Origin of the sequence: Burkholderia sp. KJ006 (assembly GCF_000262695.1) — a bacterium.
In the GTDB taxonomy this organism is placed as follows: Bacteria; Pseudomonadota; Gammaproteobacteria; order Burkholderiales; family Burkholderiaceae; genus Burkholderia; species Burkholderia vietnamiensis.
Window position 1 is genome coordinate 162,678 of the sequence record NC_017921.1, and the last position, 14,702, is coordinate 177,379.

Sequence of the window (14,702 nt, forward strand, 5' to 3'; positions counted from 1 at the left end):
TCCAATGGTGGTCGGGATCAGTGCGCCACGGCGGCGGCGCCGTGCTCGTCGATCAGGTGGCCCGTATAGAAGCGGTCGAGCGCGAACGGCGCGTTCAGCGGATGCGGTTCGTCGCGCGCGATCGTGTGCGCGAACACCCAGCCCGAGCCCGGCGTCGCCTTGAAGCCGCCGGTGCCCCATCCGCAGTTGAAATAGAGGCCCTTCACGTCGGTCTTGCTGATGATCGGGCAGGCGTCCGGCGATACGTCGACGATGCCGCCCCACTGACGGTTCATCCGCACGCGCGAGAACACCGGGAACATCTCGATGATCGCCTGCAGCGTGCCTTCGATGATGTGGAAGCTGCCGCGCTGGCCGAAGCCCGTGTATTGATCGATGCCCGCACCGATCACGAGGTCGCCCTTGTCGGACTGGCTGATGTACGCATGCACCGCGTTCGACATGATCACCGAGTTGACCACCGGCTTGATCGGCTCGGACACGAGCGCCTGCAGCGGGTGGCTCTCGATCGGCAGGCGCACGCCGGCCATGTCGGCGAGCGTCGTCGTGTTGCCTGCGGCCACCACCGCGACCTTCTTCGCCTTGATGAAGCCCTTCACCGTATCGACGCCGACCACCGCGCCGCCTTCGCGGCGAATGCCCGTCACCTGGCAGTTCTGGATGATGTCGACGCCGGCGCGGTCGGCGCCGCGCGCGAAGCCCCAGGCCACCGCGTCGTGACGCGCGACGCCCGCGCGGCGCTGGATCGACGCGCCCAGCACCGGGTAGCGGCTGTTCAGGTTGATGGTCGGCTCGATTTCCTTGACCTGGGCCGGCGTGAGGAATTCGGCATCGACGCCGTTCAGCCGGTTCGCGTTGACGCGCCGCTCGGTGTCACGCACGTCCTGCAGCGTGTGCGCGAGGTTCATCACGCCGCGCTGGCTGAACATCACGTTGTAGTTGAGATCCTGCGACAGGCCCTCCCACAGCTTCATCGCCTTCTCGTACAGCGCGGCCGATTCGTCCCACAGATAGTTCGAGCGCACGATCGTCGTGTTGCGCGCGGTGTTGCCGCCGCCGATCCAGCCCTTCTCGAGGATCGCGACGTTGGTGATGCCGTGCTCCTTCGCGAGGTAGTACGCGGTCGCGAGGCCGTGGCCGCCGCCGCCGACGATCACGACGTCGTATTCCTTCTTCGGTTCCGGGCTCTTCCACTGCTTCTCCCAGTTCTCGTGATACGAGAGGCCGTTGCGGAACAGGCTGAATATCGAGTAGCGGCTCATGTTAGTGATCCTTCGTTAGCATTCGATGACGTTCACGGCGAGGCCGCCGCGCGACGTTTCCTTGTATTTCGTCTTCATGTCGGCACCGGTCTCGCGCATCGTCTTGATGACCGAATCGAGCGACACGTAGTGCTGGCCGTTACCCTTGAGCGCCATGCGCGACGCGTTCAGCGCCTTGATCGCGCCCATCGCGTTGCGTTCGATGCACGGAATCTGCACGAGCCCGCCGACCGGGTCGCAAGTCATCCCGAGGTTGTGCTCCATGCCGATCTCGGCCGCGTTCTCGACCTGGTCCGGCGTGCCGCCCATCACCGCCGCGAGCGCGGCCGCGGCCATCGAGCACGCGACGCCCACTTCGCCCTGGCAGCCGACTTCGGCGCCGGAGATCGACGCGGTTTCCTTGTAGATGATGCCGATCGCCGCGGCCGTCAGCAGGAATTCGAGGATGCCGGCTTCGTTCGAGCCCGGCACGAACTTCACGTAGTAGTGCAGCACCGCGGGGATCACGCCGGCCGCGCCGTTGGTAGGCGCGGTGACGACGCGGCCGCCCGCCGCGTTCTCCTCGTTGACGGCCATCGCGTACAGGTTGACCCAGTCGAGCATCGACAGCGGATCGCGCAGCGACTCCTCCGAGCGCGCCCGCAGGCGGCCGTTCAGCTCGGCCGCACGACGCTTCACGCGCATCGGGCCGGGCAGCTCGCCCTCGACCTTGCAGCCGCGCTCGACGCACGCGGCCATCGTGCGCCAGATCGCGAGCAGCCCCGCGCGCACTTCGTCGGCCGGGCGCAGCGCGGCTTCGTTGCGCAGCATCAGCTCGGCGATCGACAGCCCGTGCTCGCGGCACTGGCGCATCAGGTCGTCGCCGGTGCGGAACGGATACGGCACGTCGGCCGCCGCACGCACGCCGTTCACGCGATCGCCGTCGCGGTTCACGACGAAGCCGCCGCCGATCGAGTAATACTCTTTCTCGACGAGCAACTGCCCGTGCTCGTCGAAGGCCTGGAAGCGCATCCCGTTCGGGTGAACGATGCTGGTGCCGCTCATCATCTTGCGGAAGAAGCCGATATGCTCCTTTTCCTCGAAGCGGATCGTCTGCCGGCCGAGCAGCGTCAGCGACTTCTCCGCGCGGATCGCCGCGAGCCGCGGCTCGATCAGGTCGGGATCGATCGTGTCCGGCAGATGGCCCTCGAGGCCGAGCAGCACCGCCTTGTCGGTGCCGTGGCCCTTGCCGGTGGCACCGAGCGACCCATATAGTTCGACCCGCACGCGGCGCACGAAGCCGAGCAGGTTCGCATCGTCGATGTGCGACGCGAAGCGGCACGCGGCGATCATCGGGCCGACCGTATGCGAACTCGACGGGCCGATGCCGATCTTGAACAGGTCGAACGCGCTGACGTTCATCTGGCTTCCTCTGGGTAGGCGTACGTGAAATGTCGTTGGCGTCAGTACATCAAAGCGTAAAATCGGCCGATAGAACAAAAACGGCATCGGCGTGGGATAGCGCCGCCAAGCCCCACGCAGGACGGCAGGAAAATGCGTTTTGACGATGGTTGGCGACGCAAAAACACAAGTCGGGCGCCGTGCCCGCGCGCAGAGTGAAACGACTGAGACCCGCCTTCCGGGCGTGACGAGATTGACCGCGATGACATCCGACGTACCCGCTTCCCCCCTCGCCGAACCGGCGCCGCAGCGCATCCGCTTCGGCATCGTGCTGCTGCCGAACTTCACGCTCACGGCTTTTTCGGGGTTCGTCGACATGCTGCGGCTGTCCGCCGACGACGGCGACTACAGCAAGCCGGTGCGCTGCGCGTGGAGCGTGATCGGCGAGACGCTCGCGCCGGTGCGGGCGAGCTGCGGGATCCAGATCACGCCGTGGGAAACGTTCGAGAACGCCGAGCCGTTCGACTACGTGGTCGTGGTCGGCGGGCTGCTGCATTCGGGGCCGCAAGCCGGCCCCGACACGCTGGAGTTCATCCGCCGCGCGGCCGCGGGCGGCGCGACGGTGGTCGGCATCTGCACCGGCGTGTTCACACTGATGCGCGCGAACGTGCTCGACGGCTATCGCACCTGCGTCAGCTGGTTCCATTACTGGGATTTCGTCGAACGCTTTCCGAACGCCGACCCCGACATGCTGATCGCCGATCGCCTGTTCGTGATCGACCGGCGCCGCATCACGTGCTCGGGCGGGCGCGCGTCGATCGACGTCGCCGCCGCGATCCTGCTGCGCCATTTCGACCATGCGACCGTGCAGAAGGCGCTGCGCATCCTGCTGGTCGGCGAGATGCAGAAGGGCAATGCGCCGCAACCGCATCCGCCGGGACTCGAGCCGGCCACGCATCCGAAGGTCAAGCGCGCGATTCTTCTGATGGAACAGCACGTCGGGCGCGCGCTGCCGCTCGAGGAGCTCGCCTGCAAGCTCGACATGTCGACGCGCCAGCTCGAGCGGCTGTTCAAGGCCGAAACCGGCAAGAGCCCGCAGGCGTTCGCAAAGCAGGTGCGGCTGCGCACCGCCGCATGGCTGCTGACCAGCTCCGACCGCACCGTCGCCGATATCGCGTCGAGTTGCGGGTTCGCCGACGCGTCGCACCTCGGCCGCGAATTCCGCAAGCAGTTCGGCGTGCCGCCGGCCGCCTATCGCGAGCGCGGCGGCGAAGCCGTGGACGCCGGCGTGGCGGCCGATGCCGTTGCCGTTGCCGATTCAGTCGAAGACATCCCGGACTGACCGGCGCGCCTGCCGTTTGGTTGTGCGCGCATGCGATCGCGCGTGCACGGGCGGCACGCGGCGCGCGAAGCTCGTGAACCGCTGAACCGACATTCGACGCGGGGCGCCCTCTGCCCCGCCCCATTCACTTCCTGGACCCGTTGCCATGCCCCGCTTCGCCGCCAATCTGTCGATGATGTACACCGAGCACGCGTTCCTCGAACGCTTCGCCGCTGCGTCGTACGACGGCTTTCGCGCCGTCGAGTATCTGTTCCCGTACGACTTCGCGGCCGAGGACATCCGCGCGCGCCTCGACGCGCATGACCTCGAGCAGGCGCTGTTCAACGCGCCGCCCGGCGACTGGGACGCCGGCGAACGCGGAATCGCGTCGCTGCCGGGCCGCGACGACGAATTCCGCCGCGGCATCGACCGCGCGCTCGACTATGCGCGCGTGCTCGGCAACAAGAAGCTGCACGTGATGGCCGGGATCGTCGCGCCGGGCGCGGACCGCGCGCGCCAGCGCGACACCTACGTCGCGAACCTGCGCCACGCGGCGCAGGCCGCCGCCGCGCACGGCGTCACGATCCTGATCGAGCCGATCAACCCGCGCGACATGCCCGGCTATTTCCTGAACCGCCAGGACGATGCGCATGCGATCTGCGCGGAAGTCGGCGCGCCGAACCTGAAGGTGCAGTTCGACTGCTATCACTGCCAGATCGTCGAAGGCGACCTCGCGACCAAGCTCAGGCGCGACTTCGCGAGCATCGGCCACATTCAGATCGCCGGCGTGCCCGAGCGGCACGAGCCCGACGTCGGCGAGCTGAACTACCCGTACCTGTTCGCGCTGATCGACGCGCTCGGCTACGACGGCTGGATCGGCTGCGAATACCGCCCGAAGGCCGGCACGTCCGAAGGGCTCGGCTGGCTCCGGCCGTACCTGTAATTCCCGTATCTCGTCGACGATGAACGACAGTCTCGCGCGCGGGGTGCTCGAGCGGCGACGCCGTCGTGCAGCTGGTGCGTCATGCGCCGGACCGGCGGCGCCGCGCGCTGCCGAACGCTTAATGTTTCGTTAACGATCCCGCCGTAGAATCCGGTCGATACCTACGATCCCCACCGCCTTGCCAGGAGCCTCCATGTCCACACCCGCACGCTATGACGCCGTCGCCCGTCTTCTTCACTGGTTGATCGTGGCGCTCATCGTCGCGCAGTACCTGATCGGCTGGACGATGCCCGACGTGCATCGCGACACGCAACCGGTCGGCTTGATCGCCGCACACCTGCTCGTCGGCACCGCGCTGGTCGCCGCGATGGTGTGCCGCGTGCTGTGGCGCGTGACGCATCGCCCGCCCGCCGACACGCTGTCGCCCACGATGCGCAAGTTGTCCGGCGCCACCCATTTCGCGCTCTATGCGCTGCTGATCGTCGTGCCGCTGCTTGGCTGGATCAATGCGTCGTCGCGCGCATGGGCCGTCACGCTGCTCGGCGTCCTGCCGCTGCCGGCGCTGTCGGAAGCCGGATCGCAGTTCGGGCACGCGATGGGCGACGTGCACGGCGTGCTCGCGTGGGTGCTGTTCGCCGGCATCTGTCTGCACGTCGCGGCCGCACTCGCGCATCGCTTCGTGCTGCGCGACCAGACCATGCAGCGGATGATGCCGTGGTGAGCATGCCGGGAACGGCATGCTCGATGCCGTAGCGCCGACGCGGGACGCGCTCGCGTCGGCACCGGGTAGCAGGCTGGCGTCGGCCTGCTACCGCATCGTCGATGTGCCCATGTACCTATGCACGGCGGCCAAGGTCGCGATCTTCCGCCGAATCCCCGCCTTCCCCCTTCTACCGGCCACACCGGCCGCCGCCGCACCGATCGGCGCGTCGCAAACCTGCGCGCGACAGCACCTGGGCCGATGCAGGCGTCGGGGCACCCGCCCACGCACGTCGCGGCCCCTGGCCGTTGCGGCTTCATATTCGATCGCTGCGCCAATCGACGAGCGCGCGCATGACCACCGGTCCGACGACGCATGGTGGCCATTCATTCGCGGCGCCGCATCTCGAACGCCCTGTCATTCTTTCGTCAGCGGGCGTAACCTCACGTAACGCACGCTCCACCGCGCGTGGGGCAGACTGACGACACCTCGTGGATCGCCCTCCGATCATGTCCGTCGCTTACGACTACGCAGCCGGCCTGCTTCGCACGCTGTACGACCGCCATATCGACGGCAGCGCGGTGCTCGACACGGCCGCGTTTCCCGATGCCGTGCGTTTCGTTGGCGCATGGCGCGACATCCAGGCAGAGGCGTTGGCCGTGGCGCGCGACATGCCGCGCATCCCGCGCTTTCACGAGATCATGCGCGAGCAGCGCGACATCTCCGCCAACGACGCGCGCGACTGGCGGATGTTCATCATGCAGGCTTACGGTCAGCCGTTCCCGCGCAACCTGTCGCGCTGCCCGACGGTCGAGTCGCTCGTCGCGACGTCGCCGGACGTGCTGTCCGCATCGTTGTCGTTCCTCGCGCCGGGCAAGCACATCCCGCCGCATCGCGGGCCGTTTCGCGGCATCCTGCGCGGCTACCTGGTGCTGTCGATGCCGACGCGCGCGGACGGCACGCCCGCCGCCGTGCTGAAGGTCGACGGCCGCGAATACCGGCTCGACGAAGGGCGCTTCCTGCTGTGGGACGACACGTTCGTGCACGAGGTATGGAACGACAGCGACGACGTGCGCATCGTGCTGCTGCTCGACATCCGCCGGCGCGGAATGCCGCGATGGCTCACGTGGCTGTCGAATGCGGTGATCGGCATCGTGCGGCTCGGGATCCGCATCCGCGGGCGCTCGATTCCCGTTTAGCGGCCCACCGGGCGCACCTGCGTAGCGGTCAGTCCTCGCGCGCGAGCTGCGCGAGCGCATCGGCGAGCGCGCGAATCGCCGGCTGCGCGGCGCGCTGCACCGGATGAACCAGGTAGTAGCCGAGGCCATTGCGCACCACCTGCGGAAACGGCGTGACGAGCGTTCCGGCGGCCAGCCGGTCGGCCGCCATGCGCGGATCGCCGATCGCGACGCCATGCCCTTGCTCCGCGGCCGTCAGCGTCAGTTCGAGCGTATCGAGCACGAGGCCGGCGCTGCGGTCGATCTGCGTCGCGCCGACCGCGTCCAGCCAGCAGCGCCATTCGTCGCGGTTGCGCGCCGGATGCAGCAGCGTGGCCCGCGCGAGATCGTCGATCGCGTGCAACGACGCAGCGGCCTCGCGCGTGCACATCGGCGTCAAGCATTCGTCGAACAGCGGCACGGCCGCCATTCCCGCCCAGGTTCCGCTGCCGCGCACGACGATCGCGTCGAAACCGGCGTCGGTGAAATCCGGCGTGTCGTCCGCCGACGTGTGAATGCGCAGCTCGGTGCGCGGCAACGCACGGTTGAGCGCCGCGAGCCTCGGCAGCAGCCAGCGCACCGCGAACGTGGAAGGCACGCGCAGCGTGAGGACCGACGCGGCCTGCGCGTGCGCATCTGCGTGTCGCGCCAGTCGGGCGAGCACGTCGACGGCCACCGCCAGCAGCGCGCCGCCTTCGGCGGTCAGCGTCAAGCCCGACGCATGGCGGACGAACAATGCACAGCGGTAATACGCTTCGAGCTGCTGCACCTGCCGGCTCACCGCGCCCTGGGTCCGGCACAGATGCTCGGCAGCACGGCTGAAGCTGCCGAGCTCGGCGGCGGCGACGAACGCCTGCAACGCCGTCAGCGGCGGCAATGCGCGCGTCAGGTCCGCCAGCGGGTATGCGCCGGCCGCATACCCGGGTTGCGGATTATTCGTTTGTTCGGTCATCGCTGCGTCGCTATCGTGGCGGAACCGGCGCGCGACGGCAGTCGCGACGGGCCGGTCCATCATCAGCGGAGAAATACCATGATTTCCTCGTCCGACGCACTATACACGCGGCAGGTCGATACCTACCTGAAGGCGCTCGAGCGCGGCGACGTCGCGGCGATCTGCGCGTTGTTCACGCCCGATGCGCGCATCTTCTCGCCGTTTCTGGGCTGGATGACGCCGCAGCCGTTCTTCGAAAAAGTCGCGGCGGCGTCCGGCCAGAGCCGCATCACGCCGATCGACGTCTGCGTCAGCACGACCGGCGCACGTCGGGCCACCGGCTATTTCGTGTACGACTGGGGATTGAACGACGGCTCGGCGGTGCGCTTCGAGTGCGTCGACGTATTCGAATTCGACGACGCCGCACGCATCGAGCGCATGACGATCATCTACGACACCTACCCGATCCGCAGCACGGTCGGCGACAAGTACGCGTAACGCCGCGCCGCGCGCCGCCGTTGCGCGGCGCAGCAAGCGCATGGCGTCGCCGGCCGGCCCGGTGAAGCGGGCTGATGCCCTGCTCGATTTGCCGAACGATCGCCTAAACTACAGACCGTCCCCCGCACGCTGCTGCCGGCCCCTGCCATGGCACACCTCTTCTTCGCGGCATCGATTCAACGGCATGTCGAGATGCCCGAGCGCGACATCGACGCGCGCACGCTGCGCGACGCGCTGGAAACGGCCTTCGCCGCGCAGCCGCGGCTGCGCGGCTACATCGTCGACGACCAGGGTGCGCTGAGAAAGCACCTGTCGGTGTTCATCGACGGCCATCCGGTACGCGACCGGCAACACTTGTCCGATACGCTCGACGACGCCAGCCGCGTCTATGTCGTGCAGGCGTTGTCGGGCGGATAACGGGGCGCATGCGCGGCGCAGCCAGCCGCGCCCGAGCCCACAGGAGACACCGGACATGAACGACCGATTGCTCGTCGCGACCCGCAAGGGCCTGTTCGTGCTGCACGCCGACGGCGACGGCGGCTGGTCGCTCGGCGAGCCGCACTTCATCGGCGAGCCGGTCGGCATGACGCTCGCCGATCCGCGCGACGGCACGCTGTATGCGGCGCTCCATCTCGGCCATTTCGGGGTCAAGCTGCATCGCAGGCGTGCCGATGCGGACGAATGGGAGGAATGCGCGGTGCCCGTCTATCCGCCGCAGCCGGCCGACGCGGGCGCCGGCAATACGGATGCCGAAGCGCCCGCCGCGCCGCGCGCGCCGTGGACGCTTCAGCAGATCTGGTCGCTGGAACCCGGCGGCGCCGACGAACCCGGCGTGCTGTGGGCCGGCACGATACCGGGCGGGCTGTTCCGCTCCGACGACGGCGGCGACTCGTGGGCGCTGAACCGTGCGCTGTGGGACCGCCCGGAACGCGCCGAGTGGTTCGGCGGCGGCTACGATGCGCCGGGCATCCATTCGGTGATGGTCGATCCGCGCGACAGCCGACATCTGACGGTCGGCATCTCGTGCGGCGGCGTCTGGCAGAGCGTCGACGGTGGCGCGAGCTGGCACGTCAGCGCCGACGGGATGGAAGCGGACTACATGCCGCCCGAGCGGCGCGGCGAGCCCAACGCGCAGGATCCGCATCGGGTCGTCCAGTGCGCGGCCGCGCCCGACGTACTGTGGACGCAGCATCACTGCGCGATCTTCCGTTCGACCGATGGCGCCGCACGCTGGCAGCGCATCGACGCGCAGCCGTCGAGCTTCGGCTTCGCGGTCGCCGTGCATCCGAAGGATCCCGACACGGCCTGGTTCGTGCCGGCCGTGAAGGATGCGTGCCGGATTCCGGTGAACGGCCGCTTCGTCGTCACGCGCACGCGCGACGGCGGCCGCAGCTTCGAGAGCCTGTCGAACGGATTGCCGCCCGCGCCGGCCTACGACCTCGTGTATCGGCACGGGCTCGCGGTGGACGACACCGGCACGCACCTCGCGATGGCGTCGACGACGGGCGGGCTATGGACGTCCGGCGACGGCGGCGAGAACTGGCGTCAGGTGTCCGCGCATTTGCCGCCGGTGTATTGCGTGCGCTTCGGGTAACGCGCGAGGTCCGGCGCGCCGGACCATTCGGCCGGCGCGCCGTGTACGACCTCGCTCAATGCACGCCGAGATACGCCTTCACCGCCGGCAAGCCGGGCTTGCCGTCGATCGTCGTCACGCCGGCCAGCCACTTGTCGAGCGATTGCGGATTCGCCTTCAGCCACTCGGTGGCGGCCTTGTTCGGGTCCTGCTTGTTCATGATCGGCACCATCACGTGGTTCTCGATGGTCGTCGTGAACTGCAGGTTCGACACGAACTTCGCGACGTTCGGGCAGCGTTGCGCGTAGTCGGGCGGCGTGGCGGTCAGCACCTTCGCTTCGCCGTAGTTCGGGCCGAACACGTCGTCGCCGCCGCTCAGATAATCGATCTTCATCTGCACGTTCATCGGATGCGGCTCCCAGCCGAGGAACACGATCCACTGCTTGTCGCGGATCGCGCGATTCACTTCGACCAGCATCCCCGCCTCGCTCGACTCGACCAGCTTGAACTTGCCGAGGCCGAACTGGTTGCCGTCGATCATCTTCTTGATCAGCGCATTGCCGTCGTTACCCGGCTCGATCCCGTAGATCTTGCCGTTGAGCTTGTCCGCGAACTTCTGGATGTCGGCGAACGACTTCAGGCCGCCCTGGTACACGTAGTCCGGCACCGCGAGCGTGTATTTCGCGCCGGTCAGGTTCGGCGTGGCGAGCACCTTGATCTGCCCGGCCTTCGTGAACGGCTGGATGATCGGGTCCATCGTCGGCGACCAGTAGCCGAGGAACACGTCGATCTGCTTGCTCTTGATGCCCGCGAACGTGATCGGCACCGACGCGATCGTCTTGGTCGGCGTGTAGCCGAGCCCCTGCAGCATCGCCGATGCGAGGCCGGTGGTGGCCGCGATGTCGGACCAGCCGACGTCCGCGAAGCGCACGGTCTTGCACACGGGCGGGTCGGCCGCGTAAACCGCCGACATCGGCGCTGCCATCCCGATCCCGCATACCGTTGCGATCAATAGGCGCTTCATCTTTCTTCTCCTCAAAGTGACGTCGTTTGCTTGGGCTACGGGATCGATGGGTAAAGCCGCGCGCCGCGATCCCGGCGGCGTCGCGGACCGGATGGTTCGCGTATCGGTGCGCCGTTCGCGTCAGCGCCCCGGCAGGCGGCGCTCGTAGCTCGGCGCGTGACCGAACTGCGCGCGATACGCCTTGCTGAAATGACACGGCGAATGAAAGCCGCACGTCGTCGTCACGCGCGCAATCGACGCGTCGGTCGTGCGCAGCAGGTCGCGCGCGCGCTTCAGTCGCAGCGTCAGGTAGTAGTGGGTGGGCGAGACGTTCAGATACACCTTGAACATGCGCTGCAGGTGACGCTGCGACAGCCGCACGAGCCGCGCGAGCTCCTCGAGCGACAGCGGCTCCTCGATGTTCGCCTCCATCAGCCGCACGACCTCGATCAGCTCCGCCCGCGAAAAACCCACGCGCGCATCGACCGGAATCGGCTGCGTGTCGGTGGCGCTGCGGATACGTTCGAGAATGAATTGCTCGGACACCTGCGCGGCGAGCTGCTGGCCGAAGCGCATGCCGACGAGGTTCAGCATCAGGTCGAGCGGCGCGGTGCCGCCGGTGCAGGTGAGGCGGTCGCGATCGACGACGAACAGCTCGTCGGCGAAACCGACGCGCGGAAACTCGGCATGCAGCGCCGACAGATTCTCCCAATGCACGGTGCAGCGATAGCCGTCGAGCAACCCACTCGACATCAGCGCATACGCGCCGGTGCAGATGCCGCCGAGCGGCAGCCCGCGCTCGGCGAGCGCGAGCAACGTGTCGCGCGCGACGTCGTCGACCACGTCGCGGATGCGCACGCCGCCGCACACGATCATCACGTCGGGCAGGTTGTCATGGTCGAGCGCCTGAGTGGGCCGCACCGCGATGCCGTTGCTGGCCTGCGCCGGCTTGCCGTCGAGCGAATAGATCGACCACTTGTAGTGATCGGCGCGGCCGACGTAATTGGCCATCCGAAGCACTTCGACCGCGCTCGAAAACGCGATCATCGAGAAGTTCGGCAGCGTGAGAAAACCGAAATGAGCGAGGGAAGAAACCGGTGAAACGCAGGGGGCGGGTGCGGCGGCGGCGAACGTCACATCGGGCTCCTGGCGAACGGTTGATCAGGTTGCACGCAGCCAGCCCCGTGGCGCAGGCCACGGAAGCCGGTATCGGATCGGGAAAAGCGGCCGCAGCGCGCGGCCGCCGGGCGTTACGCTTGCGCGGGCGCGGCCTTCGCGCGGAACAGGTGCTTCAGGCCCGAGAACAGCGGCGCTTTCACGGCACCCGGCGCGCGGCCGAAGCTCTCGGTGATGCGGTCGAGGATGATCGCGAGCAGCACGACCGACAGACCGCTTTCGAAGCCGAGGCCGATGTCGAGGCGCTGGATACTCGCCAGCACGTCGTTGCCGAGACCGCCCGCGCCGACCATCGACGCGATGATGACCATCGACAGCGCCATCATGATCGTCTGGTTCACGCCCTGCATGATCGACGGCAGCGCGTTCGGGAACTGCACCTTGTACAGCAGTTGCCACGGCGTGCAGCCGAACGCCTGGCCGGCTTCGACGATCTCGCGGTTCACGTGGCGGATGCCGAGGCTCGTCAGCCGCACGGCCGGCGGCATCGCGAAGATCACCGTCGACAGGATGCCCGGCACGCGGCCGAGGCCGAACAGCATCGCGGCCGGAATCAGATAGACGAAGGCGGGCATCGTCTGCATCAGGTCGAGGACCGGGCGCAGGGTCGCGGCGACCCACTTGCTCTTGGCCGCCCAGATGCCGAGCGGAATGCCGAGCACGAGGCTGATGATCGTCGACGACAGCGTGAGGCCGAGCGTGATGACCGTCTGATCCCAGAAGCCGGTCGCGAAGATCAGCAGCAGCGATGCGGTGGTGAACAGCGCGAAGCGCCAGCCGACGCGCCACAGCCCGACGCCGATGAAGATCGCCATCATCAGCCACATCGGAATCGCCTGCAGGCCGTGTTCGACCAATGCGGCGAGGCTCTCGATCGCCTGGCCGATCGCGTCGAAGGTCTTTGCGTCGTGATCGAGCAGATAGTGAACGGACTGGTCGACCCAGCTGCCGAGTGGAATGATTTCAGACATGGGAGCCTCGCGAACGCGTGATGGCCTTCAGGATAAGTGCGCGGTCGACCGAGCCGCAGTAGCAGCCTTCGTCGTCGACGACGGGCAGCGCATTCGGGCTCGCGACGACGCGCGCGACGACATGTTCGAGCGACGCGTCGCGCCGGATGCTCTCGATCGGCCGCACCGACGGCGTGGCCTGACCGAGCGCGTCGCGCGTGACGAAGCCGCGGATCTTGCGTTGCGCGTCGAGCACGAACGCATATTCGGCGCTGCCGTTCAGCGTCGCTGCGACGCCTTCCGCATCGCACTTCGACACGAGCGGCACGGCGCCCGTCTGCATCAGGTCGCCGGCCGTCAGGTAGCGGCTGGTGTCGATGCCGTCGAAGAACGCGCGTACGTACTCGTCGGCCGGGTTCGCGATGATGTCCTGCGGCGTGCCGACCTGCACGAGCCGGCCGCCTTCCATGATCGCGATGCGGTTGCCGATGCGCAGCGCCTCTTCGAGATCGTGCGACACGAACATGATCGTGCGGCGCTGCTCCTTCTGCAGTTGCAGCAGCACGTCCTGCATTTCGCGGCGCTTGAGCGGATCGAGCGCGGAGAACGCCTCGTCCATGATCATCAGCGACGGGTTCACCGCGAGCGCGCGGGCGAGGCCGACGCGCTGCTGCATCCCGCCCGACAGCTCGGACGGCAGCTTGTGCGAGAACGGCGCGAGCCCGACCTGCTCGAGCACTTCCATCGCGCGCCGCTCGCGCTCCTTCTTGCCGACGCCCGCGACCTCGAGGCCGAACGCGGCGTTCGACACCACGGTGCGATGCGGCATCAGCGCGAACGACTGAAACACCATGCTCATGTCCTTGCGGCGCAGCGCGGTGAGCGCCGAGCGGCGCGCCGACGCGACGTCGAGCCCGTCGATCAGCACCTTGCCGGCGCTCGGATCGACCAGCCGGTTCACGAGGCGGATCAGCGTGGATTTGCCGGAGCCGGACAGGCCCATCAGCACGAATATTTCGCCTTCCTGCACGTCGAACGATACGTTGTGCACGCCGACGACCTGACCGGTACGCTTGAGCACATCATCTTTCGTCGCGCCGGCGGCGAGCATGTCGAGCGCCTGTTGCGGGTTACTTCCAAACACCTTGCACAGACCTTCGACCACGACCTTGGGGGCATCCATCGAAACCTTCTCCTCGTGTAGCGGGGACTCACGCGTGTCTAGCGTGCCTACATAGTTGCCAGAAAAAACCCCGACCTGCCGACGAATTACGACAAACGCTTGCGCAAATACGACACACCCCACAGCCGCGCCCCGCGGGCCGCGGCGCGCGGCGGCCCCCGATTGCGGCGACGCACTACGCGCAGCGTCAGCAACGACGGGCATCGCGTCCCGGACTTGTGCGCAGCAGCGCGACGCGCAGCCCGCGCAGTCGGGCGAAAAAACACAAGTGGCGCGCGTCGCTTTACGACAATTTTGCGTCCGATCGGCCGCGTCGCGGCGCCGTGCGCAAATTAAAAGAATGGTCGTACGAAAAGACTGCATCGCGAACGTGTACCGCCACGTTCGCGGGCCGTCGGCAACCCTGAAATTCCCGCATGGCCACTGTGATACATTGCCGGCAACCACGCCATTCGGGACATCACCGCGCGCCTTGCGCGGCGCACGCTCGAGCGGTGCGCGCATGCCGGTTCGCCTGCCGGCCAGAATGGAAAAACCGCCTCGATCGGGCAGCGCGACGATCGAA

Annotated in this window: 13 protein-coding genes and 1 pseudogene; 7 read left to right on the forward strand and 7 right to left on the reverse strand. The window is 67.6% G+C overall.

Annotated elements, in window-relative coordinates; translation table 11 throughout:
* Positions 1-17: 17 nt before the first annotated feature.
* Positions 18-1,262, reverse strand: a complete 1,245-nt coding sequence (locus tag MYA_RS14935; RefSeq protein WP_011880812.1) for a sarcosine oxidase subunit beta family protein — start codon at positions 1,260-1,262, stop codon at positions 18-20.
* Positions 1,263-1,277: 15 nt separating this feature from the next.
* The gene (locus MYA_RS14940; protein ID WP_011880813.1) at positions 1,278-2,663 is read right to left on the reverse strand and encodes an L-serine ammonia-lyase; all 1,386 of its coding nucleotides are present in this window, start codon (positions 2,661-2,663) and stop codon (positions 1,278-1,280) included.
* Between the two features lie 241 nt (positions 2,664-2,904).
* On the opposite strand from MYA_RS14940, the gene MYA_RS14945 reads away from it, so the two are divergent.
* The 4 genes from MYA_RS14945 (at position 2,905) to MYA_RS14960 (ending at position 6,805) form a co-directional block, all read left to right on the forward strand.
* A complete protein-coding gene (locus MYA_RS14945; RefSeq protein ID WP_014724000.1) occupies positions 2,905-3,984 on the forward strand; it encodes a GlxA family transcriptional regulator in 1,080 nt (359 codons plus the stop codon).
* Positions 3,985-4,129: 145 nt separating this feature from the next.
* Complete coding sequence (gene otnI, locus MYA_RS14950; RefSeq protein ID WP_014724001.1) at positions 4,130-4,906, forward strand: 2-oxo-tetronate isomerase; 777 nt, start codon at positions 4,130-4,132, stop codon at positions 4,904-4,906.
* A 193-nt stretch (positions 4,907-5,099) separates the two neighbouring features.
* Positions 5,100-5,627, forward strand: a complete 528-nt coding sequence (locus MYA_RS14955; RefSeq protein WP_014724002.1) for a cytochrome b — start codon at positions 5,100-5,102, stop codon at positions 5,625-5,627.
* A 488-nt stretch (positions 5,628-6,115) separates the two neighbouring features.
* Entirely contained in the window at positions 6,116-6,805 is a 690-nt protein-coding gene (locus MYA_RS14960) for an aspartyl/asparaginyl beta-hydroxylase domain-containing protein (protein ID WP_014724003.1), read from the forward strand.
* 28 nt (positions 6,806-6,833) lie between these two features.
* Here MYA_RS14960 and MYA_RS14965 read toward each other — a convergent pair whose 3' ends face one another.
* Entirely contained in the window at positions 6,834-7,775 is a 942-nt protein-coding gene (locus tag MYA_RS14965; protein WP_034195543.1) for a LysR substrate-binding domain-containing protein, read from the reverse strand.
* 78 nt (positions 7,776-7,853) lie between these two features.
* Here MYA_RS14965 and MYA_RS14970 point away from each other — a divergent pair, with 78 nt between their 5' ends.
* The 3 genes from MYA_RS14970 to MYA_RS14980 all read left to right on the forward strand — a co-directional run bounded on the left by MYA_RS14970 (position 7,854) and on the right by MYA_RS14980 (position 9,846).
* Complete coding sequence (locus MYA_RS14970; RefSeq protein ID WP_014724005.1) at positions 7,854-8,252, forward strand: nuclear transport factor 2 family protein; 399 nt, start codon at positions 7,854-7,856, stop codon at positions 8,250-8,252.
* Between the two features lie 147 nt (positions 8,253-8,399).
* Entirely contained in the window at positions 8,400-8,669 is a 270-nt protein-coding gene (locus MYA_RS14975) for a MoaD/ThiS family protein (protein ID WP_014724006.1), read from the forward strand.
* 55 nt (positions 8,670-8,724) lie between these two features.
* Entirely contained in the window at positions 8,725-9,846 is a 1,122-nt protein-coding gene (locus MYA_RS14980) for a WD40/YVTN/BNR-like repeat-containing protein (RefSeq protein ID WP_011880821.1), read from the forward strand.
* 55 nt (positions 9,847-9,901) lie between these two features.
* Here MYA_RS14980 and MYA_RS14985 read toward each other — a convergent pair whose 3' ends face one another.
* From MYA_RS14985 to MYA_RS15000, 4 genes and pseudogenes are all read right to left on the reverse strand, one after another.
* On the reverse strand, positions 9,902-10,849 hold the full coding sequence (locus MYA_RS14985) for a choline ABC transporter substrate-binding protein (protein WP_014724007.1): 948 nt from the start codon (positions 10,847-10,849) through the stop codon (positions 9,902-9,904).
* A gap of 120 nt (positions 10,850-10,969) precedes the next feature.
* Positions 10,970-11,965: a GlxA family transcriptional regulator gene (locus MYA_RS14990; protein ID WP_011880823.1), complete on the reverse strand. Its 996-nt coding sequence runs from the start codon at positions 11,963-11,965 to the stop codon at positions 10,970-10,972.
* 113 nt (positions 11,966-12,078) lie between these two features.
* On the reverse strand, positions 12,079-12,975 hold the full coding sequence (gene choW / locus MYA_RS14995; RefSeq protein ID WP_011880824.1) for a choline ABC transporter permease subunit: 897 nt from the start codon (positions 12,973-12,975) through the stop codon (positions 12,079-12,081).
* Positions 12,968-14,641: pseudogene (locus tag MYA_RS15000) on the reverse strand (quaternary amine ABC transporter ATP-binding protein). The gene choW and the pseudogene MYA_RS15000 overlap by 8 nt, the downstream one beginning before the upstream one ends.
* Between the last annotated feature and the right edge of the window lie 61 nt (positions 14,642-14,702).

Coding starts and splice junctions, on each gene's coding strand:
- otnI (WP_014724001.1), top strand. CDS start 4,130: ATGCCCCGCTTCGCCGCCAATCTGTCGATGATGTACACCGAGCACGCG.
- MYA_RS14960 (WP_014724003.1), top strand. CDS start 6,116: ATGTCCGTCGCTTACGACTACGCAGCCGGCCTGCTTCGCACGCTGTAC.
- MYA_RS14965 (WP_034195543.1), bottom strand. CDS start 7,775: ATGACCGAACAAACGAATAATCCGCAACCCGGGTATGCGGCCGGCGCA.
- MYA_RS14940 (WP_011880813.1), bottom strand. CDS start 2,663: ATGAACGTCAGCGCGTTCGACCTGTTCAAGATCGGCATCGGCCCGTCG.
- MYA_RS14975 (WP_014724006.1), top strand. CDS start 8,400: ATGGCACACCTCTTCTTCGCGGCATCGATTCAACGGCATGTCGAGATG.
- MYA_RS14980 (WP_011880821.1), top strand. CDS start 8,725: ATGAACGACCGATTGCTCGTCGCGACCCGCAAGGGCCTGTTCGTGCTG.
- MYA_RS14955 (WP_014724002.1), top strand. CDS start 5,100: ATGTCCACACCCGCACGCTATGACGCCGTCGCCCGTCTTCTTCACTGG.
- choW (WP_011880824.1), bottom strand. CDS start 12,975: ATGTCTGAAATCATTCCACTCGGCAGCTGGGTCGACCAGTCCGTTCAC.
- MYA_RS14970 (WP_014724005.1), top strand. CDS start 7,854: ATGATTTCCTCGTCCGACGCACTATACACGCGGCAGGTCGATACCTAC.
- MYA_RS14985 (WP_014724007.1), bottom strand. CDS start 10,849: ATGAAGCGCCTATTGATCGCAACGGTATGCGGGATCGGGATGGCAGCG.
- MYA_RS14945 (WP_014724000.1), top strand. CDS start 2,905: ATGACATCCGACGTACCCGCTTCCCCCCTCGCCGAACCGGCGCCGCAG.
- MYA_RS14935 (WP_011880812.1), bottom strand. CDS start 1,262: ATGAGCCGCTACTCGATATTCAGCCTGTTCCGCAACGGCCTCTCGTAT.